The sequence below is a fragment of the Pseudomonas sediminis genome, assembly GCF_039555755.1.
In the GTDB taxonomy this organism is placed as follows: Bacteria; Pseudomonadota; Gammaproteobacteria; order Pseudomonadales; family Pseudomonadaceae; genus Aquipseudomonas; species Aquipseudomonas mendocina_D.
The window spans coordinates 2,137,869-2,158,032 of sequence record NZ_CP154631.1; the positions used below are offsets into that span (position 1 = coordinate 2,137,869).

17 protein-coding genes are annotated in these 20,164 nt (G+C 63.0%); 12 read left to right on the forward strand and 5 right to left on the reverse strand.

What is annotated here, in order from left to right:
* Nucleotides 1-76 precede the first annotated feature (76 nt).
* The 7 genes from AAEQ75_RS10225 (at nt 77) to AAEQ75_RS10255 (ending at nt 8,084) form a co-directional block, all read left to right on the forward strand.
* Complete coding sequence (locus AAEQ75_RS10225) at nt 77-1,450, forward strand: aspartate aminotransferase family protein (RefSeq protein ID WP_343352104.1); 1,374 nt, start codon at nt 77-79, stop codon at nt 1,448-1,450.
* Nucleotides 1,451-1,581: 131 nt separating this feature from the next.
* On the forward strand, nt 1,582-2,679 hold the full coding sequence (locus tag AAEQ75_RS10230) for a polyamine ABC transporter substrate-binding protein (protein ID WP_143504632.1): 1,098 nt from the start codon (nt 1,582-1,584) through the stop codon (nt 2,677-2,679).
* A gap of 67 nt (nt 2,680-2,746) precedes the next feature.
* Complete coding sequence (locus AAEQ75_RS10235; RefSeq protein WP_343352105.1) at nt 2,747-3,841, forward strand: polyamine ABC transporter substrate-binding protein; 1,095 nt, start codon at nt 2,747-2,749, stop codon at nt 3,839-3,841.
* Nucleotides 3,842-3,909: 68 nt separating this feature from the next.
* Complete coding sequence (locus AAEQ75_RS10240; RefSeq protein ID WP_343352106.1) at nt 3,910-5,001, forward strand: polyamine ABC transporter substrate-binding protein; 1,092 nt, start codon at nt 3,910-3,912, stop codon at nt 4,999-5,001.
* 53 nt (nt 5,002-5,054) lie between these two features.
* Nucleotides 5,055-6,209: a polyamine ABC transporter ATP-binding protein gene (gene potA, locus AAEQ75_RS10245; RefSeq protein ID WP_143504630.1), complete on the forward strand. Its 1,155-nt coding sequence runs from the start codon at nt 5,055-5,057 to the stop codon at nt 6,207-6,209.
* A 23-nt stretch (nt 6,210-6,232) separates the two neighbouring features.
* Nucleotides 6,233-7,114 carry an ABC transporter permease subunit gene (locus tag AAEQ75_RS10250; protein WP_343352358.1) on the forward strand — a complete coding sequence of 294 codons (882 nt, stop codon included), beginning with the start codon at nt 6,233-6,235 and terminating at the stop codon, nt 7,112-7,114.
* Between the two features lie 82 nt (nt 7,115-7,196).
* Nucleotides 7,197-8,084 (forward strand): ABC transporter permease subunit, encoded by an 888-nt coding sequence (locus AAEQ75_RS10255; RefSeq protein WP_024306476.1) that lies wholly within the window; start codon nt 7,197-7,199, stop codon nt 8,082-8,084.
* A 118-nt stretch (nt 8,085-8,202) separates the two neighbouring features.
* On the opposite strand, the gene AAEQ75_RS10260 is transcribed toward AAEQ75_RS10255, so the two are convergent.
* Complete coding sequence (locus AAEQ75_RS10260) at nt 8,203-9,567, reverse strand: inorganic triphosphatase (protein WP_343352108.1); 1,365 nt, start codon at nt 9,565-9,567, stop codon at nt 8,203-8,205.
* Between the two features lie 112 nt (nt 9,568-9,679).
* Between AAEQ75_RS10260 and AAEQ75_RS10265 the strand changes: the two genes are divergently transcribed.
* The 4 genes from AAEQ75_RS10265 to argA all read left to right on the forward strand — a co-directional run bounded on the left by AAEQ75_RS10265 (nt 9,680) and on the right by argA (nt 14,266).
* Nucleotides 9,680-10,357, forward strand: a complete 678-nt coding sequence (locus AAEQ75_RS10265) for a TIGR00153 family protein (protein WP_256835604.1) — start codon at nt 9,680-9,682, stop codon at nt 10,355-10,357.
* A gap of 38 nt (nt 10,358-10,395) precedes the next feature.
* Nucleotides 10,396-11,667, forward strand: coding sequence for an inorganic phosphate transporter (locus AAEQ75_RS10270; RefSeq protein WP_343352111.1), 1,272 nt, complete (start codon nt 10,396-10,398; stop codon nt 11,665-11,667).
* 68 nt (nt 11,668-11,735) lie between these two features.
* Nucleotides 11,736-12,902: an acetylornithine deacetylase gene (gene argE, locus AAEQ75_RS10275; protein WP_343352113.1), complete on the forward strand. Its 1,167-nt coding sequence runs from the start codon at nt 11,736-11,738 to the stop codon at nt 12,900-12,902.
* Between the two features lie 65 nt (nt 12,903-12,967).
* A complete protein-coding gene (argA, locus tag AAEQ75_RS10280) occupies nt 12,968-14,266 on the forward strand; it encodes an amino-acid N-acetyltransferase (RefSeq protein WP_343352115.1) in 1,299 nt (432 codons plus the stop codon).
* A 163-nt stretch (nt 14,267-14,429) separates the two neighbouring features.
* Here the strand turns inward: argA and rmf are convergent, their stop codons facing one another.
* The 4 genes from rmf to AAEQ75_RS10300 form a co-directional block, all read right to left on the reverse strand.
* On the reverse strand, nt 14,430-14,621 hold the full coding sequence (rmf, locus tag AAEQ75_RS10285; protein ID WP_343352117.1) for a ribosome modulation factor: 192 nt from the start codon (nt 14,619-14,621) through the stop codon (nt 14,430-14,432).
* Nucleotides 14,622-14,831: 210 nt separating this feature from the next.
* Nucleotides 14,832-16,412, reverse strand: coding sequence for a glutamate--cysteine ligase (gene gshA / locus AAEQ75_RS10290; RefSeq protein WP_343352119.1), 1,581 nt, complete (start codon nt 16,410-16,412; stop codon nt 14,832-14,834).
* Between the two features lie 102 nt (nt 16,413-16,514).
* Complete coding sequence (locus AAEQ75_RS10295; RefSeq protein WP_343352121.1) at nt 16,515-16,901, reverse strand: PaaI family thioesterase; 387 nt, start codon at nt 16,899-16,901, stop codon at nt 16,515-16,517.
* Entirely contained in the window at nt 16,898-19,225 is a 2,328-nt protein-coding gene (locus AAEQ75_RS10300; RefSeq protein ID WP_343352123.1) for a Tex family protein, read from the reverse strand. The genes AAEQ75_RS10295 and AAEQ75_RS10300 overlap by 4 nt, the downstream gene beginning before the upstream one ends.
* Nucleotides 19,226-19,426: 201 nt before the next feature.
* Between AAEQ75_RS10300 and ompR the strand changes: the two genes are divergently transcribed.
* The gene (gene ompR, locus AAEQ75_RS10305; RefSeq protein ID WP_106733612.1) at nt 19,427-20,164 is read left to right on the forward strand and encodes a two-component system response regulator OmpR; all 738 of its coding nucleotides are present in this window, start codon (nt 19,427-19,429) and stop codon (nt 20,162-20,164) included.

The following is a 20,164-nucleotide window of genomic DNA, read 5'->3' on the forward strand; positions in this document are numbered from 1 at the left end:
GGCCGCGCCTGGCGCGGCCGGCGCCACGAATTTCTGCGTAGCGCCACTGGCGCTGCGTGTTAGCAAGGTGTTGGCAATGAACAAGCAAGCGAACAATCCCAAGACTGCCCAGTGGCAGGCCCTGAGCAAGGCCCACCACTTGGCGCCGTTCAGTGATTACAAGCAACTGGCCGAAAATGGCCCGCGCATCATCACCGAGGCCAAGGGCGTGCATCTGTGGGACAGCGAGGGCAACAAGATCCTCGATGGCATGGCCGGCTTGTGGTGCGTGGCCGTCGGCTATGGCCGCGAGGAGCTGGTCGCAGCCGCCGCTACGCAGATGCGTCAACTGCCGTTCTACAACACCTTCTTCCAGACCGCGCACCCGCCGGTACTTGAGTTGGCCCACGCCATTTCCCAGCTGGCGCCGGCCGGCATGAACCACGTGTTCTTCACCGGTTCGGGTTCGGAAGGCAATGACACCATGCTGCGTCTGGTGCGCCACTACTGGGCATGCAAAGGCCAGCCGAACAAGAAAATCATCATCGGCCGCGACAACGGCTACCACGGCTCCACCGTGGCCGGGGCTAGCCTCGGCGGCATGAAGTTCATGCACGAGCAGGGCGATCTGCCGATTCCGGGCATCGCCCATATCCCGCAGCCGTACTGGTTCGGCGAGGGTGGCGAGCAGTCGCCGGAAGAGTTCGGCATCTGGGCTGCCGACCAGTTGGAGAAGAAGATTCTCGAACTGGGCGAAGAAAATGTTGCAGCGTTTATCGCCGAGCCGATCCAGGGCGCGGGCGGTGTGATCATTCCGCCCGAAACCTACTGGCCGCGGATCAAGGAAATCCTCGGCAAATACGACATCCTGTTCGTTGCCGACGAGGTGATCTGCGGTTTCGGCCGCACCGGCGAGTGGTTCGGCAGCCAGTACTACGACCTCAAACCTGACCTGATGACCATCGCCAAGGGCCTCACCAGTGGCTACGTGCCGATGGGCGGGCTGATTGTCAGCGACAAGGTGTTCGAAGTGATCGAGGCGCATGGCGACTTCAACCACGGCTTCACCTATTCCGGCCACCCGGTGGCCGCTGCGGTGGGCCTGGAGAACCTGCGCATTCTCAGGGAAGAAGGCATCGTCGAGCGGGTTAAAGCGGAAACGGCACCGTATTTGCAACGTCGTCTGCGTGAGCTGGCGGATCACCCGTTGGTGGGCGAAGTACGCGGCGTCGGTATGCTCGGCGCCATCGAGTTGGTGCAGGACAAGGCGACGCGCACGCGTTATCCGGGTGACAAGGCGGTAGGCATGATCTGCCGCGGCCACTGTTTCAACAACGGTCTGATCATGCGCGCCGTGGGCGACACCATGATCATTGCGCCGCCTCTGGTGATCAGCCAGGCGGAAGTGGATGAGCTGGTAGATAAAGCACGCAAGTGCCTGGATCTGACCCTGCGTGACCTATCGGTCTGAAAGCCTGCAGTCACGGAAAGTTGTCAGCGGTGCCATGACCTTGCCAGACTGCGCCAGAATGCGTGAGCCGTCCTGATTGGAACGGTTTGCGCGAACTCTGGAATATCGACACAACAACAGGAGCTGTACGCATGAAAACATTCGGCAAGACCCTTCTCGCGTTGTCCCTGGCTGCGGCCGTGGCAGGCGCTGCTCAGGCTGACGACAAGGTGCTGCACGTCTATAACTGGTCCGACTACATCGCACCTGACACCCTGGCCAATTTCGAGAAGGAAACCGGCATCAAGGTTGTCTACGACGTCTTCGACAGCAACGAAGTGCTGGAAGCCAAGTTGCTGGCCGGCAGCTCCGGTTACGACGTAGTGGTACCGTCCAACCCCTTCCTCGCCAAGCAGATCAAGGCCGGCGTATTCCAGAAGCTGGACAAGTCCAAGCTGCCCAACTGGAAGAACCTCGACACCGACCTGCTCAAGGCGCTGGATCCGAGCGATCCGGGCAACCTGTACTCGATCCCCTACATGTGGGGCACCATCGGCATCGGTTACAACGTCGACAAGGTCAAGGCCGTGCTCGGCGACGGCGCTCCGGTCGATTCCTGGGACCTGGTGTTCAAACCCGAGAACATCGAGAAGCTGAAGTCCTGCGGCGTCTCCTTCCTCGATTCACCGACCGAGATTCTGCCGGCCGCCCTGCATTACCTGGGTTATGCCCCGGATAGCAGCAGCACTGACGAGCTGAAGAAAGCCGAAGAGCTGTTCCTGACGATTCGTCCATCGATCTCCTACTTCCACAGTTCCAAGTACATCTCCGACCTGGCCAACGGCAACATCTGCGTGGCTGTCGGTTACTCGGGCGATATCTACCAGGGCAAGTCCCGTGCCGAGGAAGCCGGCAACGGCGTACAAGTCGGCTACAACATTCCGAAGGAAGGCGCTGGCAGCTTCTTCGACATGCTGGCCATCCCGGCGGACGCCAAGAACGTCGAGGCCGCGCATGTCTTCCTGGACTACCTGATGCGTCCGGAGGTGATCGCCGAGATCGGCAACTTCACCCAGTTCCCCACCGGCAACGCGGCGGCCGTTGCGCTGGCTGACGAAGCCCTGCGCAACGACCCGGGCGTCTACCCGACGCCGGAAGTGCTGAAGAAGATCTACACCTTCCCGGACCTGCCGGCAGGTGTGCAGCGCAACATGACCCGCAGCTGGACCAAGATCAAGTCCGGTCGCTAAGCGACGAAGCAACGCCGCCTGGCGGGTTCGCCCGCCAGGTACCCAAATCGCAAGAAGAGGAAACGTCATGCGTCGTTCTACCCTGCTGGCTGGCCTGATCGCCGCTGCCATTGGTATGTCTGTTGCCCAGGCCGCCGACCGTGTGGTCAGGGTCTACAACTGGTCCGACTACATTGCGCCGGACACCATTGCCGAGTTCGAGAAGGAAACCGGTATCAAGGTGGTGTATGACGTTTTCGATTCCAACGAAACCCTCGATGGCAAGCTGGCCACCGGCCAGAGCGGCTATGACGTGGTGGTTCCGACCAACCACTTCCTGGCCAAGCAGGTACGTGCCGGCACCTACCTGAAGCTGGATAAATCCAAGTTGCCCAATCTGGTCAATCTTGACCCGACCATCATGAAAAACCTGGCCGCGGGTGACCCCGGCAACGAATATTCGGTGCCCTACCTATGGGGCACCAACGGCATCGGCCTGAACGCCACCAAGGCGCGCGCTGTGCTCGGTGACGATGCACCACTGGATTCCTGGGAGCTGCTGTTCGACCCGAAATACGCCGAGAAGCTCGCCTCCTGCGGCATCGCATTGCTCGACTCTGGCGACGAAGTGCTGCCGCAAACGGTCAACTACCTGGGCCTCTCGCCGCATACCACCAAGCGTGAAGACTACGAGAAGGCCTATGAGCAGCTGATGAAGGTGCGCCCTTACATCACCTGCTTCCATAGCTCCAAATTCATCTCCGACCTGGCCAACGGCAACATCTGCGCCGCCTTCGGCTACTCCGGTGACGTGCTGCAGGCCGCTGACCGCGCCGAAGAGGCCGGTCGTAGCGACGAGATCATCTACATCATCCCCAAGGAAGGCACCGCCATGTGGGCGGATCTGCTGGCCATCCCCAAGGACTCGAAGAACGTCGCCGAAGCCCATGAATTCATCAACTACCTGCTGCGCCCCGACGTGATCGCCAAGATCAGCGACTACGTCGCCTACGCCAACCCCAACCTCAAGGCCACCGAGCTGGTCGACGAGAGCGTACGGGACAACCCGGGCGTTTATCCCAGTGAGGAGGTCATGGCCAAACTCTATGTTGCCGAGGAGCGTACGCCCGAGGTGCAGCGTTGGCTGACCCGTGACTGGACGAGAATCAAAAGCGGCCGCTGATCGACGAACGATTTTCCTATAAAGTGCCGCGCCTTTTTCGGGCGGCACACAAAAACGAGGATGATACAGTGCGAGTTACCCTGCCCAAGTCTCTGATCGCGATGGCGGCTTCCGCCTTCTGTAGTGCCGCGCTGGCCCAGTCCACGGTGCACATCTACAACTGGAGCGATTACATCGGCGAAGAGACGCTGGCCGACTTCGAACAGGCCACTGGCATCAAGCCGGTCTACGACGTCTTCGACTCCAATGAAACGCTGGAAGGCAAGCTGCTCGCCGGTCGTACCGGTTATGACGTGGTGGTGCCGTCCAATCATTTTCTCGGCAAGCAGATCAAGGCCGGCGCGTTCCAGCCGCTGGACCGTACCAAGCTGCCGAACTGGAGCAACCTCGACCCAGCCCTCCTCAAGCAGCTCGAAGCCAACGATCCGGGCAACCAGTACGCCGTACCCTATCTGTGGGGTACCAACGGCATAGGTTACAACGTCGAGAAGGTCAAGGCGGCGCTGGGCGTCGACAAGATCGACTCGTGGGCAGTGTTGTTCGAACCGGAGAACATGAAGAAGCTCGCCAGCTGTGGCGTGTCCTTCATGGATTCGGCCGACGAGATGATTCCCTCGGTGCTCAACTACCTGGGTCTGGATCCGAACAGCCAGAGTGCCGATGACTACGCCAAGGCCGAAGCCAAGCTGATGGAAGTGCGTCCCTACGTGAGCTACTTCCACTCCTCGAAATACATCTCCGATCTGGCCAACGGCAACATCTGCGTGGCGTTCGGTTATTCGGGGGACGTTCTACAGGCGGCCGACCGCGCCGAGGAGGCCGGAAAGGGCATCGAAATCGCCTATGCGATTCCCAAGGAGGGCGCCAACCTGTGGTTCGACATGCTGGCCATTCCCAAGGATGCCCGCAATGTCGAGCAAGCCCATGCCTTCATCAACTACCTCCTCGATCCCAAGGTGATCGCCGGGGTCAGCGACTATGTCGGCTATGCCAACCCCAACATCAATGCAGGGGAGATCATGGATCAGGACATTCGTCAGGACGAATCGGTGTATCCACCGCAGGCCGTGCTGGACAAGTTGTACGTGATGGCCGAACTGCCGCCCAAGGCTCAGCGTCTGATGACTCGCACCTGGACCAAGGTCAAGTCGGGTCAGTAATCGTTCCTGCCCGGCCGCTGGGGTCGGGCACAATCTTCCGGGAGTTTTCCTAAATGGCTGTTGCCTCCAGCGCCTACAAAAAAGCCCTCGAGGGGGATCAGACACCGAAAGAGGTGCTGGTCAAGATCGATCGGGTGACCAAGAAGTTCGACGAGACCGTGGCCGTCGACGACGTCTCGTTGACCATCAACAAGGGCGAAATCTTTGCTCTGCTCGGTGGCTCCGGCTCCGGTAAATCCACGCTGCTGCGCATGCTTGCCGGCTTCGAGCGGCCCACCTCCGGGCGCATCATTCTCGATGGTGTCGATATCACCGACATGCCGCCCTATCAGCGGCCGATCAACATGATGTTCCAATCCTATGCGCTGTTCCCGCACATGACCGTGGCGCAGAACATCGCCTTCGGTCTGCAGCAGGACAAGCTGCCCAAGGCCGAGATCGACGAGCGCGTGGCCGAGATGCTCAAGCTGGTGCACATGACCCAGTACGCCAAGCGCAAGCCGCATCAGCTTTCCGGCGGCCAGCGTCAGCGCGTGGCCCTGGCACGCTCACTGGCCAAGCGTCCGAAACTGCTGCTGCTCGACGAGCCGATGGGCGCGCTGGACAAGAAACTGCGTTCGCAGATGCAGCTGGAACTGGTGGAAATCATCGAGCGCGTCGGCGTGACCTGCGTGATGGTCACCCATGATCAGGAGGAGGCCATGACCATGGCCCAGCGCATCGCCATCATGCACCTGGGCTGGATCGCCCAGACCGGCAGCCCGGTGGACATCTACGAGACCCCGACCAGCCGCCTGGTGTGTGAATTCATCGGCAACGTCAACCTGTTCGACGGTCAGATCGTCAGCGACGAGGCCGACCACGCGATCATCGATTGTCCGCACCTGGACAAGCCGATCTACATTGGCCACGGCGTCAGCACCCGTGCCGAGAACAAGTCCGTCAGCTACGCCCTGCGCCCGGAAAAACTGCTGATGGCCACCGCCTTGCCGGCCGACCACGAGCACCCCGAGTACAACTGGAGCCGTGGCCACGTGCATGACATCGCCTACCTCGGCGGGCACTCGGTGTACTACGTCAAGCTTACTTCCGGTCAGGTGGTGCAGTGCTTCATCGCCAACGCCGAGCGCCGTGGTAAGCGTCCGACCTGGGACGATCCGGTGGTGGTGTACTGGGAAGACGACAGCGGCGTGGTACTGCAATCATGAAACTGGCCAAGCTCTCGCGCTATCTGCCCAGTGGGCGGCATGCCGTGATCGGCATACCCTTCCTCTGGCTGTTCCTGTTCTTCCTGCTGCCGTTCGTCATCGTGCTGAAGATCAGCTTCGCCGAAGCCGACGTGGCCATTCCGCCCTACACGGAAATCTACGAGTGGGCGGACAACAAGCTGACCCTGCTGCTGAATTTCGGCAACTACATCTTCCTCACCGAGGATGCGCTGTACCTGTCGGCTTATCTGGGTTCGCTGAAGGTGGCGTTCTTCAGCACCCTGCTGTGCCTGGTGATCGGCTACCCGATGGCCTATGCCATCGCCCGTGCGCCGAAGTCGCAGCAAACCGTGCTGTTGCTGCTGATCATGATGCCGACCTGGACCGCGATCCTGATCCGCGTCTATGCCTGGATGGGCATTCTCGGCAACAACGGCCTGCTTAACAGCCTGCTGATGGGCATCGGTCTGATCGATACGCCGCTGCAGATCCTCAATACCAACACCGCGGTGTACATCGGCGTGGTCTATTCCTACCTGCCGTTCATGATCCTGCCGCTTTACGCCAACCTGGTGAAGCATGATCTGAGCCTGCTGGAAGCTGCCTCCGACCTGGGCTCGAGCAACTTCAACAACTTCTGGCGGATCACCGTGCCGCTGTCGAAGAACGGCATCATCGCCGGCTCCATGCTGGTGTTCATTCCGGTGGTGGGTGAGTTCGTCATCCCCGAACTGCTCGGCGGGCCGGAGACCCTGATGATCGGCAAGGTGCTGTGGCAGGAGTTCTTCAACAACCGCGACTGGCCGGTGGCTTCCGCCCTGGCGGTGGTGATGCTGGCGATCCTGATCGTGCCCATCATCCTGTTCAACCGTAACCAGGCTAAAGAGCTGGAGGGCCGGCCATGACTGATCTAATCGCAATGAGCCCGTCATCCTGTTCAACCGGCTTTTTAACCAGACGCGTGGCTAAAGAACTGGAGGACCGCCCATGAAGCGTTTCAGTTTCTCCAGCATCATGCTCTGGGCGGGGCTGGCATTCATCTACCTGCCCATGGTCATCCTGGTCATCTACTCGTTCAACGCCTCGCGGCTGGTAACGGTGTGGGGCGGCTGGTCGGTGAAGTGGTACGTCGGCCTGCTGGACAACACCCAGCTGATGAACTCGGTGATGCGCTCGCTGGAAATCGCCTGCTACACCGCCATCGCGGCGGTGGCGCTGGGCACCCTGGCGGCCTTCGTGCTGACCCGCATCACCCACTTCAAGGGACGCACGCTGTTCGGTGGCCTGGTTACCGCGCCGCTGGTGATGCCGGAAGTGATCACCGGTCTGTCGCTGCTGCTGCTGTTCGTGCTGATGGCACAACTGATCGGCTGGCCGATGCAGCGCGGCATGACCACCATCTGGATCGCCCACACCACCTTCTGCTCGGCCTATGTGGCGGTGGTGGTGTCATCGCGTCTGCGTGAGCTGGACATGTCCATCGAAGAGGCGGCCATGGATCTGGGAGCGCGGCCGTGGAAGGTGTTCTTCCTGATCACCGTGCCGATGATCGCACCGTCGCTGGCAGCGGGCGCGATGATGTCCTTCGCCCTGTCGCTGGACGACCTGGTGCTGGCCAGCTTCGTCTCCGGTCCGGGTTCGACCACCCTGCCGATGGAGATTTTCTCCGCCGTGCGCCTGGGGGTTAAGCCGGAGATCAACGCGGTGGCCAGCCTGATCCTGCTGGCGGTGTCGTTCGCCACCTTCCTGGCTTGGTTCTTCGCCCATCGCGCCGAGGAAAAACGCAAGAAGGCCATGCAGCAGGCCATGGACGAGACCGCCAATCCGTCCTGGCAGCAGGTCATCGACAGCCGTCGCAACCCTGGCAGCAACTGAGCTTCTGGCTGAAAGCAGAACGGGCCCCGCGGGGCCCGTTTTTCATGGTGTCACTGATCGGCGCGGTACCGCGATCTGTAGGAGCGGCTTCAGCCGCGAAGGTTGTGAGGCCCAGCCGCTATTTCACCAGCGCCTTCCACCCCTTGAGGCTGCTCACGATCTGCGTCTGAGTTGCGCGCAATTGGCGCTGCTCGTCGTCCAGCGCCTGCTGCGCCAGTTCGTAGAGCTTGTTCAGCTCGCCATACAGGCGGTCGACCTCGGGGGCTTCCAGCACGCCACGGGCCAGGCGCAGCCAGACCAGCAGGCGCTCAAGGCGCGGCATCTGCTCGGCCAGGTCTTCCGGCTGCTGCTGGTAGCGGCGCAGCTGCAGGGCGGTGCCTTCTTCGCCCAACAGGGTCGGCAGCCAGTTGCCCAGCGCGGCATTGCCCTGGCGGTTGCCACGGTTATTGCGTTCGGCGGTCCAGCTGCGTTGCAGCAGCCAGTGCGACAGTTTCAGCGACAGCAGGCCCCAGCGGCAGCCATCGAGCTCGGCGGCGAACAGCGCTGGGGCATTACGCCGCATGCTGTCGTCGTCCTGACCCGCCGCCAGACGTGGGCGCCAATCGTCGAGCAGCGCATCGAGTGCTTCACGCAATTCGCGCGAGCTGGCACGCGGGGCTGCCTGGCCGAGGCTGGCGAGCAGGGCGCGCAGGTCGACCAGTTGCTCCAGCCATTGCTGCAGCAGGCTCCAATGGCCGTTCCAGCGATATTGCTCGGCCAGGCGCTGGCTGGCGCCGAGCAGATGCCAGGCCAGCGCCGCGAAAGCGTCGTCCAGGCTCATCTCGGCCGTCAGCTGGGGAGCCGGCAGGCTCAGGTTGTAACTGCCAGCATCGAACAGGCGATAGCCACGCTCGGCTTTGCTGATGTCACAAGGCATCAGCGGCAGCTCGGCGGCCAGCTCGCAGGCCAGCTCCAGCAGGGCTGCAGGCTCGCCCTGGCGCAGTTCCAGCTCCAGCTCGCAAATCTCTTCTTCGCCCTCGCCGGCGAACACCTTGCCCAGGTCCAGCGCGGCCTCGATGACCACCTTGGCCTTGCCGCGGCCCCAGGCGATCTCGGCCTTCTCGCGGACGAAGTCGGTGGTGAACAGCGGCTGCAGGGTTTTCTTGTCCAGCTCGGCCAGGCTGGCCGGCCAGCAGCTGTCGTCGAGCTTTTTCAGATCGAGCTTGGCCTTGCTCAGGTACCAGTCCCACTCGTTGCGCTCGGACAGGCCGGCAACGCTCTGGCCGCGGCTCTTCAGCGTCTGAATGAACTGCTCGCCATCACGGCGCAGGCGCAGGGCAACCTTGGCGCTGGCCAGGTCACGGTTCGGCGTATCGTAGTACTGATTGAACAGCTCGCCGCGCTGCCAGCCGCTCTTGTTGCGTTTCTTCAGCAGCGGGTGCTCGCGCAGGGCGGCCAGGGTGGCGCGGCTGGCGCGCAGTTTGATTTCGGTTTCTTTGACCATGGTCGAGAGCTAGATAGCCTTTTATGAAAATGTGACAGACCGATGACGCGCGCTGGCGAATGACGAATCCGGTCCCTATACTTGCGGCCTTCTCAAAACGGGGGCTTACCCTATGCCTATCAATCCCTTTGTCAGCCTGTTCGGCCGTTCACCCATCGGCCCCATGCAACAGCATATCGCCAAGGCCCACGAGTGCGCGGCGAACCTTGTTCCCTTCTTCGAGGCCGTGATGGCCGAGGACTGGGCCAAGGTAGAACAGGTGCAACAGGAGATGTTCCGGCTGGAGCACGAGGCCGACAAGCTGAAGAAGAGCGTTCGCCTGCATCTGCCCAAGAGCCTGTTCCTGCCCGTGCCGCGTTCGGACCTGCTTGAGCTGCTGAGTGTACAGGACAAAGTCGCCAACCGTGCCAAGGACATCGCCGGCCTGATGCTTGGCCGGCAGATGGTCATACCGGCCAGCCTGCAGCCGAAGATGATCGCCTATGTACGACGCACCGTGGACGCCAGCGCCCAGGCGCTGAAAGCCATGAACGAACTGGACGAGCTGTTGGAGGCCGGCTTTGGTGGCCGCGAGGCAACCCTGGTGGAATCGATGGTGGTGGAACTGGAGGACATCGAGCGTGATACCGACCGCATGCAGGTCGAGGTGCGTCGCGCGCTGTTCGCCCTGGAAAAGGATCTCCCCCCGGTCGATGTGATGTTTCTCTACAAGATCATCGACTGGATCGGCGATGTCGCCGATCGTGCCGAGCGTGTCGGCAACCGACTGGAACAACTGCTGGCGCGCTAAGCGCCAGTGTCCTTTCTGGGATCTACGGAAACTAATTTATGTCTCTGATTGCGGACTACGGGCTGGTTCTGCTCGTTCTTGCCTGCCTTTTCGGTTTTTTCATGGCCTGGGGTGTTGGAGCCAACGATGTAGCCAATGCTATGGGTACATCCGTTGGCTCGCGTGCATTGACCATCAAGCAGGCGATCATCATCGCCATGGTCTTCGAGTTCGCCGGTGCCTACCTGGCCGGCGGCGAGGTGACCGAAACCATCAAGAACGGCATCGTCGATGCCAATCTGATCAGCCCCAACCTCATGGTGTTGGGCATGATGTCGGCGCTGTTAGCGGCAGGCACCTGGCTGCTGGTGGCGTCGATGCGCGGCTGGCCGGTGTCCACCACCCACACCATCGTCGGTGCGGTGATCGGTTTCGCCGCAGTCGGTGTATCGGTTGATGCCGTGCATTGGAGCGGCGTTGGCCCCATCGTCGCCAGCTGGGTCGTCACGCCGATGCTGGCCGGGACCATCTCCTTCTGCCTCTTCGTCAGCGTGCAGAAGCTGATCATCGATACCGACAATCCGTTCATGAACGCCAAGCGTTATGTGCCGCTGTACATGTTCATCACCGGCTTCATGATTTCGCTGATGACCATGACCAAGGGTCTCAAGCATGTCGGCCTGAACCTCTCCAGCACCGAAGGCTTCCTGCTCTCGATCGGTATCGGCGTGCTGGTCATGCTGATCGGTATCGCGCTGCTCAGCCGCATTCATGTCGACGCCGAAGCTGACAAGGCTTTCCACTTCTCCAGCGTGGAGAAGGTGTTCGCCATCCTGATGATCTTCACCGCCTGCTCCATGGCTTTCGCTCATGGCTCCAACGATGTGGCCAATGCCGTTGGCCCGCTGGCGGCCATCGTCGGTGTGATCCAGAGTGGCGGTGACCTGGCCGCCGGCGACAAGTCGCTGGTACCGGGCTGGATTCTGCTGCTGGGCGCGCTGGGCATCGTGGTCGGCCTGGCGACCTACGGCTACAAGGTAATCGCCACCATCGGCAAGGAAATCACCGAGCTGACCCCCAGCCGCGGCTTCGCCGCCGAACTGGCTGCCGCCACCACCGTGGTCAGTGCCTCGGGTCTCGGCCTGCCGGTATCAACCACCCACACCCTGGTCGGTGCCATTCTGGGCGTCGGCCTGGCGCGCGGCATCGGTGCGCTGAACCTGGGCATGATCGGCAAGATCTTCCTGTCCTGGATCATCACCCTGCCGGCCGGTGCGATCCTGTCGATCATCTTCTTCTTCATCCTGCGCGCGCTGTTCGGCGGGGTCTGATCCCGGCCTGACGGTTTCCCCTGAGGTTGGATGCCCCTATGATGGGGCTCCGACCCAGGAGATCGCCGATGCCCTTGCCGTCCTTCCGAGAGCAGTTCGCCGCGCTGATCGCAGCGCCCTCGGTGAGCTGCACCCAGCCCAACTGGGACCAGAGCAACGCGCCTGTCATCGAGCTGCTTGCCGCCTGGCTCGGTGACCTGGGCTTCACCTGCGAAACTCAGCAGATCGCCCCCGGCAAATTCAACCTGCTCGCCAGCTATGGCAGTGGCCCAGGTGGTCTTGTGCTGGCTGGGCATAGCGATACTGTGCCCTTCGATGCGGCCCTGTGGCAGACCGATCCGCTCAAGCTGAGCGAAGTGGGCGACCGCTGGGTGGGGCTAGGCAGTTGCGACATGAAAGGTTTTTTTGCCCTGGCCATCGAAGCCGTGCGGCCGCTGCTTGATCAGCCTTTCCAGCAACCTTTGCTGATCCTTGCTACTTGTGATGAAGAAAGCTCCATGGCTGGCGCCCGCGCCCTGGCCGAGGCCGGGCGGCCGCTTGGCCGTGCGGCGGTGATCGGCGAGCCGACCGGCCTCAAACCCATCCGCCTGCACAAGGGCGTGATGATGGAGCGTATCGATATTCTCGGGCGCAGCGGTCACAGCTCCGACCCGAGTCTCGGGCATAGCGCGTTGGAGGCCATGCAGGACGTGATGGGTGAGCTGCGTGGCCTGCGTGCGCAGTGGCAGCGCGAATTCAACAACCCGCAATTCGGCGTGCCACAGCCGACGCTCAACCTCGGTTGTATCCACGGCGGCGACAATCCCAATCGCATCTGCGGGCAATGTGCGCTGGAGTTCGACCTGCGTCCGCTGCCGGGCATGGATCCTGAGCAACTGCGCGAGACCATTCGCGGCAAGCTGCTGCCGCTGGCGCTCAAGCATCAGGTACGCATCGACTATGGTCCGCTGTTCCCCGAAGTGCCGCCATTCGAGCAGCGTGCCGATGCCGAGCTGGTACGTCTGGCCGAGCGGCTGACCGGGCACGGCGCGCAGGCGGTGGCATTCGGCACCGAAGCGCCTTATCTTCAGCGCCTTGGCTGCGAGACGCTGGTGCTCGGCCCCGGCGATATCGACTGTGCGCACCAGCCCGGGGAACACCTGGAGCTGGCCCGTATCGAACCAACTGTGGCGATACTGCGCCAACTGATCCAACACTATTGCCTGACCCGGAGTGACGACGTGCAGCGACGATGAGAGCGACTCTCTAACCGAACATGACGGCTATGCCCGTCCTACGTCTCGACGCTAATGGATTGCTCATGCACGACTACGTCAACTGGTTACGCCACGCATCTCCCTATATCAACGCCCATCGCGACTGCACCTTCGTGGTCATGTTGCCGGGCGAGGGTGTTGCCCATCCGAATTTCGCCAATATCGTCCACGACCTGGTGTTGCTGCACAGCCTCGGCGTGCGCCTGGTGCTGGTGCATGGCTCGCGCCCGCAGATCGAGGCGCGCCTCGCTGCCCGTGGCCTGACCCCGCATTACCATCGCGACCTGCGCATCACCGACGCACCGACCTTGGAATGCGTGATCGATGCCGTCGGCCAGCTGCGCATCGCCATCGAGGCGCGTCTGTCTATGGACATGGCCGCTTCACCGATGCAGGGCTCGCGCTTGCGCCTGACCAGCGGCAACTTCGTCACCGCGCGGCCGATCGGTGTGGTCGATGGCGTCGACTACCACCACACCGGCGAAGTACGGCGCATCGACCGCAAGGGCATCAATCGTCAGCTCGACGAACGCAGCATCGTGCTGCTGTCGCCGCTGGGCTATTCGCCCACCGGGGAAATCTTCAATCTAGCCTGCGAGGACGTCGCCACCCGCGCCGCGGTCGACCTGGGCGCGGACAAGCTGCTGCTGTTCGGCGCCGAGGATGGCCTGCTCGACGAAAACGGCAAGCTGGTGCGCGAACTGCGTCCGCAGCAGGTGCCGGCGCATCTGGCGCGCCTGGGCAGCAACTATCAGGGCGAGCTACTCGATGCCGCCGCCGAAGCCTGTCGGGGCGGCGTGAAGCGTAGCCATATCGTCAGCTATGCCACCGATGGTGCGCTGCTCAGCGAGCTGTTCACCCGCACCGGCAACGGCACCCTGGTGGCCCAGGAGCAGTTCGAGTCCCTGCGCGAGGCGACCATCGAGGATGTCGGTGGTCTGATCGAGCTGATCAGCCCGCTGGAAGAACAGGGGATTCTGGTGCGCCGTTCGCGCGAGGTGCTGGAGCGCGAGATCGAGCAGTTCAGTATCGTCGAGCGCGAAGGCCTGATCATCGCCTGCGCGGCGCTTTATCCCATCGCCGATTCCGACTGTGGCGAGCTGGCCTGCCTGGCGGTCAATCCCGATTACCGCCATGGCGGCCGTGGCGACGAGTTGCTGGAACGCATCGAGGCCAGGGCGAGGGCGCAGGGCATCAAGACGCTGTTCGTGCTCACCACCCGCACCGCCCACTGGTTCCGCGAGCGCGGCTTCGAGCCGAGCAGCGTCGAGCGCATGCCCACCGCGCGAGCATCGCTGTACAACTACCAGCGCAATTCGAAGGTGTTCGAGAAGGCGTTGTAGGCGAGGCGAGAGCAGGCTGCAATTGTAGGAGCGGATTTATCCGCGAGTTTCGCGGCTGAAGCCGCTCCTACACTGGAGCGATGCGGGAGGCCAAGGCCGAGCATTTAGCCGCGACGGGTTCACCGCTCGCGGCTAAAGCCCCCCCCACAATGCGTTCAGAGTGTCAGGCGCTGTGCTGCTGCAGGCGCATCTGCTCGAAGCCGTCGTCCCAGCCGGCTTCCCACGCTGCTGCGGGGATTTCGTCCGGGTAGGGCTGGCGCGTTCCGGGCTGGCCAGTAAGGCCGGCCATATAACCTTGCTGGTAGGCCTTGGTCAGGCTCTCCAGGCTCCATTGCGGCGTGGCTTCATCGGCCATGGGCGCTGCTCGTCTATCGTCCTTTACCCGGCAATGCTAGCTGGCCGAGCGGCCATAGGTACGGCCGCCCATCCTGGCTTTTGCTCCGCTGGTTTGCTTTGTGACGCAGTCGACGCTTCGTCGCCCGTGCAACCGGGCACGTAGAGTGCGTCGCACGCACCGCGGTTACCCGGTGCGTACAGGTGCGCGCGGCCCTGGCTGCGTTGAGACCTAAACGGCCAGCGCCAGGATGCTCGCCTGATAGGCCGCGACGAAGGCGTCGAAATCGCCTGTGGGCTGCGCTTCCAGCTCCGCCTGCGCGGCCAGCGAGTCGTGCGCGGCCTGTTCGAAAGCCTGCTGCTGCTGTGGGCTGAGCGGCTGAGCGCGGAAGTACTCGGCGTGACGCAGGCTCTGCTGCAGGGCGAACTCGGTAAAGCTCTTGCCCTGACGCAGAATCGCCAGTACCTGTGCCGACGGCGTCATTTCCACATCCGCGACCTTGGCTTGCTGCTGCGCCAGGGCCTCGACGTGCGCATTGCCGTCCTGGCTGCGATCGAGCAGTTCGGCCAACGGCAGGATGCGCTCAAGCAGTTCGCTGGCCCAGACTTTGAGTTCTACCTGCTGGCTACCTTTCTGCAGGTGCAGGCCGGGACGCCGCCCCTCCTTGACCACCTTGAGGAAGTTGCTGGTGCAACTGCTGCACTCGCCGTTCTCCAGCAGCGGGCTGTCTTCCAGCGCACAGAACAGCAGGAACGCGTCGATGAAGCGCGCCTGCGTCACGTCGATGCCCAGCGGCAGGAAGGGGTTGATGTCGAGGCAGCGTACTTCCACGTATTGCACGCCACGGCTCATCAGCGCCTGGATCGGTCGCTCGCCGCTGTAGGTGACGCGTTTCGGGCGGATGCTCGAGTAGTACTCGTTCTCGATCTGCAGGATGTTGGTGTTCAGCTGCAGCCATTCGTCGCCGCGCTTGGTTCCTGCCTCGACATAGGCCGGGTAGGGCGTGCCCACCGCCAGGCGCAGGCTGTCGGTGTAGCTGGCCAGATCGTTGTAGCAGGGGGTCAGGCCAGACTGTGCGCTGCTCTGGTAGCCTAGGTCGCTCATGCGCAGGCTGGTGGCGTAGGGCAGGTACAGGGTGCCTGCGTCCAGTTCCTGAAGCTGGTGCGGGCGGCCACGCATGAAGCCTTTGCCCAGCGCCGGTGAGGCACCGAACAGGTACATCAGCAGCCAGCTGTAGCGACGGAAGTTGCGGATCAGGGCGATATAGCGGGCCGACTGATAGTCACGCGCACTCTGTTCGTTGCCTTCGCTCTGCTGTTGCAGCTGCCACAGCCCCTCGGGCAGGGAGAAGTTGTAGTGAATGCCGGCGATGCACTGCATGGTCTTGCCGTAACGCAGTGCCAGGCCCTTGCGGTAGACGTACTTGAGGCGGCCGATGTTGGAGCTGCCGTAGCGAGCGATGGGAATCGTCTCTTCGTCCGGCAGAGGGCAGGGCATCGACGGGCTCCACAGCAGTTCGTCATCGAGCTTGTCGTAGGCGAAACGGTGGATGTCTTCCAGTTCGGCGAGGGTGGCGGCCGGATCGTTGGCGGTGCCGGTGATGAACTCCAGCAGCGACTCGGAATAGTCGGTGGTGATCTGCGCATGGGTCAGCGCCGAGCCTAGTGCCTGCGGGTGCGGAGTCAGGGCCAGCTGGCCGTCGCGGTCGACGCGCAGGCACTCGCGCTCGATGCCATGCAGACACTCGCCCAGCAGGGACAGGTTGGCCGGCTCGCCGAGCTGGGCCAGGCGGCGGGAGAGAAGGTCGCTCAAGATGCAATTCCTAACTGGGCAGTCGCCACAATATGGGGATCGCCCCTGCACTCTGCAAGGGGCGAACGCTTACCCAGATTAGATCAGCGAGCGGAGTGCCGATTACACGCAGGCGAAGGTGCCTTGTGCCTTGGCGACCAGCTTGTCGCCCTGCAGCACTTCGGCCTCCACCACCTGGGTGCGGCGACCGGCGTGCAGCACCTTGGCGTGGCACAGCACGCTGCCCTCGGATACCGGGCGGATGTAGTTGATCTTGCACTCCAGGGTCACGCTGCTCGGGCCGCCATCGCCGAGGCTGTGGCTGGCCTGGCCCATGGCGGTGTCGATCAGCGAGAACAGCGCGCCGCCGTGCAGCTTGCCGTGCAGGTTGCGCAGCTCGTCGGTGAGGGTCAGGCGCACGCGCGCCTCGCCACCGCCGACCTGGAGGATCTCCAGGCCGAGCAGGCGGGAAAAGGCGCTGCTGGCGCCGACGTTATCGCTCGTACTCATTTCTTCAACTGCTTGGCGTTGGCGAACAGGGCGGCCATGCCGCCGGTGGCGGGTGCCGGTTTGTCCTGGCTGGAATGGCGCTCGCTGCGCGGCGTGTTGCCGCCACGGTTGCCGTTGCCGCGCTGACCGCCGCGCGCGCCCTCGACTTTCTCGCCGGGGGTGTCGCCCATGCGCATGGACAGGGCGATGCGGTTACGCGGAATGTCTACTTCCATCACCTTGACCTTGACCACGTCGCCGGCCTTGACCGCTTCGTGCGGATCCTTGATGAATTTCTCCGACAGTGCGCTGATGTGCACCAGGCCGTCCTGGTGCACGCCGATGTCGACGAAGGCACCGAAGTTGGTGACGTTGGTCACCACGCCTTCGAGCACCATGCCCAGCTTGAGGTCGTTCAGCGTTTCCACGCCTTCCTGGAACTCGGCGGTCTTGAACTCCGGGCGCGGGTCGCGGCCGGGTTTGTCCAGTTCCTTGAGGATGTCGCCGACGGTGACCAGGCCAAAGCGCTCATCGGTGAACTGGGCCGGATCGAGGCGCTTGAGGAAGCTCGAATCGCCGATCAGCGAGCGGATGTCGCGGCCGGTATCCTGGGCGATGCGCTCGACCAGCGGGTAGGTTTCCGGGTGCACCGCAGAGGCGTCCAGCGGGTTGTCGCCGCTCATCACGCGGAGGAAGCCGGCAGCCTGTTCGAAGGTCTTCTCGCCCAGGCGCGGCACCTTCTTCAACTCGGCGCGCGAGGCGAAGGCGCCGTTGGCGTCGCGGTACTGCACGATGTTCTGCGCCAGGGTCGCATTGAGGCCGGAGATGCGTGCCAGCAGGGCGGCGGAGGCGGTGTTCACATCGACGCCGACGGCGTTCACGCAGTCTTCCACCACCGCGTCCAGGCTGCGCGCCAATTTGAGCTGCGAGACGTCGTGCTGGTACTGGCCGACGCCGATGGATTTCGGGTCGATCTTCACCAGCTCGGCCAGCGGGTCCTGCAGGCGGCGGGCGATGCTGACTGCGCCACGCAGGGAGACGTCGAGATCGGGGAATTCGCGGGCGGCCAGTTCCGAGGCCGAGTACACCGAGGCGCCGGCCTCGGAGACCATCACCTTGGTCAGTTTCAGGCCCGGTACTTTCTTGATCAGTTCGGCGGCCAGCTTGTCGGTCTCGCGGCTGGCGGTGCCGTTGCCGATGGAGATCAGGTCGACGCCATGCTTGGCGCAGAGCTTGGCGAGGATGGCCAGGGTACCGTCCCAGTCGTTGCGAGGCGCGTGCGGGTAGACGGTGGCGGTTTCCAGCACCTTGCCGGTGGCGTCGACCACCGCCACCTTGCAGCCGGTGCGCAGGCCCGGATCGAGCGCCAGGGTGGCGCGCGGGCCGGCCGGGGCAGCCAGCAGCAGGTCGTGCAGGTTGCGGGCGAAGACGCTGATCGCCTCGTCCTCGGCCTTTTCGCGCAGCTCGCCGAGCAGGTCGGTTTCCAGGTGGTTGTACAGCTTGACCTTCCAGGTCCAGCGCACCACCTCGGCCAGCCACTTGTCGGCGGCACGGCCTTGCTCGCTGATACCGAAGCGCTCGCCGATCATCAGCTCGCACGGATGCATGGCGCCGGGCAGCTCTTCGCCGACCTTCAGGCTGGCGCTGAGAATGCCTTCGTTGCGCCCGCGGAAAATCGCCAGCGCACGGTGCGACGGCACGCCCTTGAGCGCTTCGTCGTGTTCGAAGTAGTCGTTGAACTTGGCGCCTTCGTTTTCCTTGCCCGGCACCAGGCGAGCACTGAGGGTGGCGTTGTCCTTGAGGAAGCTGCGCAGCTTGTCCAGCAGCGCGGCGTCTTCGGCGAAGCGCTCCATGAGGATGTACTTGGCGCCTTCGAGCACGGCCTTGACGTCGGCGAAGCCCTTTTCGGCGTCGATGAAGCGCTCGGCTTCCTGCTCGGGCGCGAGATTCGGGTCGTTGAACAGTGCATCGGCCAGCTCGCCGAGGCCTGCTTCCAGGGCGATCTGGCCCTTGGTGCGGCGCTTTTGCTTGTACGGTAGGTAGAGGTCTTCGAGGCGCGTCTTGGTGTCGGCCAGATTGATCTCGCGCTTGAGTTCGGGGGTCAGCTTGCCCTGCTCCTCAATGCTGGCGAGGATCGCCGTACGGCGCTCGTCCAGCTCGCGCAGGTAGCGCAGGCGCTCTTCCAGGTGGCGCAGCTGGGTATCGTCGAGGCTGCCGGTCACTTCTTTACGATAACGGGCGATGAAGGGCACGGTGGAGCCTTCGTCGAGCAGGGCGACGGCCGCGGCAACCTGTTGCGGGCGCACGCCCAGTTCATCGGCGATACGGTTGTTGATGCTATCCATATGAAAACTACCCACTGAAGCGACAGGGCGGCCGCAAAGACGCTGGCCAGACACGAAAGCGGCGCATTATAAACACCGCATTCGCGAGAGCTGCGAGCCGTTGGGGAAAAATCTGCTAACAATGGCTAAAGCGCCCACCCATGCGCCTGAGCGATAATGCCGCCACTTGCCGTCCTCAGTACGGCTGTCCAAGGAGACGCCATGACCCAGTCCGCTGCCCCTGTCGCCGAAGGCGAGAAGATCCTCATCGTCGATGACGACGCCCGCCTGCGCCGCTTGCTCGAACGCTTCTTCGATGAGCAGGGCTACCGGGTTCGCGCAGTGGAGAACGTCGAGCAGATGGATCGTCTGCTGGCGCGCGAGCTGTTCAATCTGGTGGTGCTGGACCTGATGTTGCCCGGCGAAGACGGCCTTTCTGCTTGCCGCCGCTTGCGCGAAGCGGGCAACCAGATGCCGATCATCATGCTCACCGCCAAAGGCGATGAGTCCAGTCGTATCCAGGGTCTGGAACTGGGTGCCGATGACTATCTGGCCAAACCCTTCAACCCGCGTGAGCTGCTGGCGCGGATCAAGGCGGTGCTGCGCCGTCAGGCGCCGGTGGTGCCGGGTGCGCCGGGTAGCGAGGACGAAAGCGTCAGCTTCGGCGAGTACGAATTGTCCCTGGCCACCCGCGAGCTGAAGAAGGGTGAGGAAGTGCATATGCTCACCACCGGCGAGTTCGCTGTGCTCAAAGCGCTGGTGCAGCATGCGCGCGAGCCGCTGACCCGCGACAAGCTGATGAACCTGGCCCGTGGCCGCGAATGGGATGCGCTGGAGCGCTCCATCGACGTGCAGATCAGCCGCCTGCGTCGCCTGATCGAGCCGGACCCGTCCAAGCCGCGCTATATCCAGACTGTCTGGGGTGTGGGTTACGTGTTCGTTCCCGACGGCAACAAGTGA

Coding starts and splice junctions, on each gene's coding strand:
- AAEQ75_RS10225 (WP_343352104.1), top strand. CDS start 77: ATGAACAAGCAAGCGAACAATCCCAAGACTGCCCAGTGGCAGGCCCTG.
- AAEQ75_RS10230 (WP_143504632.1), top strand. CDS start 1,582: ATGAAAACATTCGGCAAGACCCTTCTCGCGTTGTCCCTGGCTGCGGCC.
- AAEQ75_RS10235 (WP_343352105.1), top strand. CDS start 2,747: ATGCGTCGTTCTACCCTGCTGGCTGGCCTGATCGCCGCTGCCATTGGT.
- potA (WP_143504630.1), top strand. CDS start 5,055: ATGGCTGTTGCCTCCAGCGCCTACAAAAAAGCCCTCGAGGGGGATCAG.
- AAEQ75_RS10255 (WP_024306476.1), top strand. CDS start 7,197: ATGAAGCGTTTCAGTTTCTCCAGCATCATGCTCTGGGCGGGGCTGGCA.
- AAEQ75_RS10260 (WP_343352108.1), bottom strand. CDS start 9,567: ATGGTCAAAGAAACCGAAATCAAACTGCGCGCCAGCCGCGCCACCCTG.
- AAEQ75_RS10265 (WP_256835604.1), top strand. CDS start 9,680: ATGCCTATCAATCCCTTTGTCAGCCTGTTCGGCCGTTCACCCATCGGC.
- AAEQ75_RS10270 (WP_343352111.1), top strand. CDS start 10,396: ATGTCTCTGATTGCGGACTACGGGCTGGTTCTGCTCGTTCTTGCCTGC.
- argE (WP_343352113.1), top strand. CDS start 11,736: ATGCCCTTGCCGTCCTTCCGAGAGCAGTTCGCCGCGCTGATCGCAGCG.
- argA (WP_343352115.1), top strand. CDS start 12,968: ATGCACGACTACGTCAACTGGTTACGCCACGCATCTCCCTATATCAAC.
- rmf (WP_343352117.1), bottom strand. CDS start 14,621: ATGGCCGATGAAGCCACGCCGCAATGGAGCCTGGAGAGCCTGACCAAG.
- AAEQ75_RS10295 (WP_343352121.1), bottom strand. CDS start 16,901: ATGAGTACGAGCGATAACGTCGGCGCCAGCAGCGCCTTTTCCCGCCTG.
- AAEQ75_RS10300 (WP_343352123.1), bottom strand. CDS start 19,225: ATGGATAGCATCAACAACCGTATCGCCGATGAACTGGGCGTGCGCCCG.
- ompR (WP_106733612.1), top strand. CDS start 19,427: ATGACCCAGTCCGCTGCCCCTGTCGCCGAAGGCGAGAAGATCCTCATC.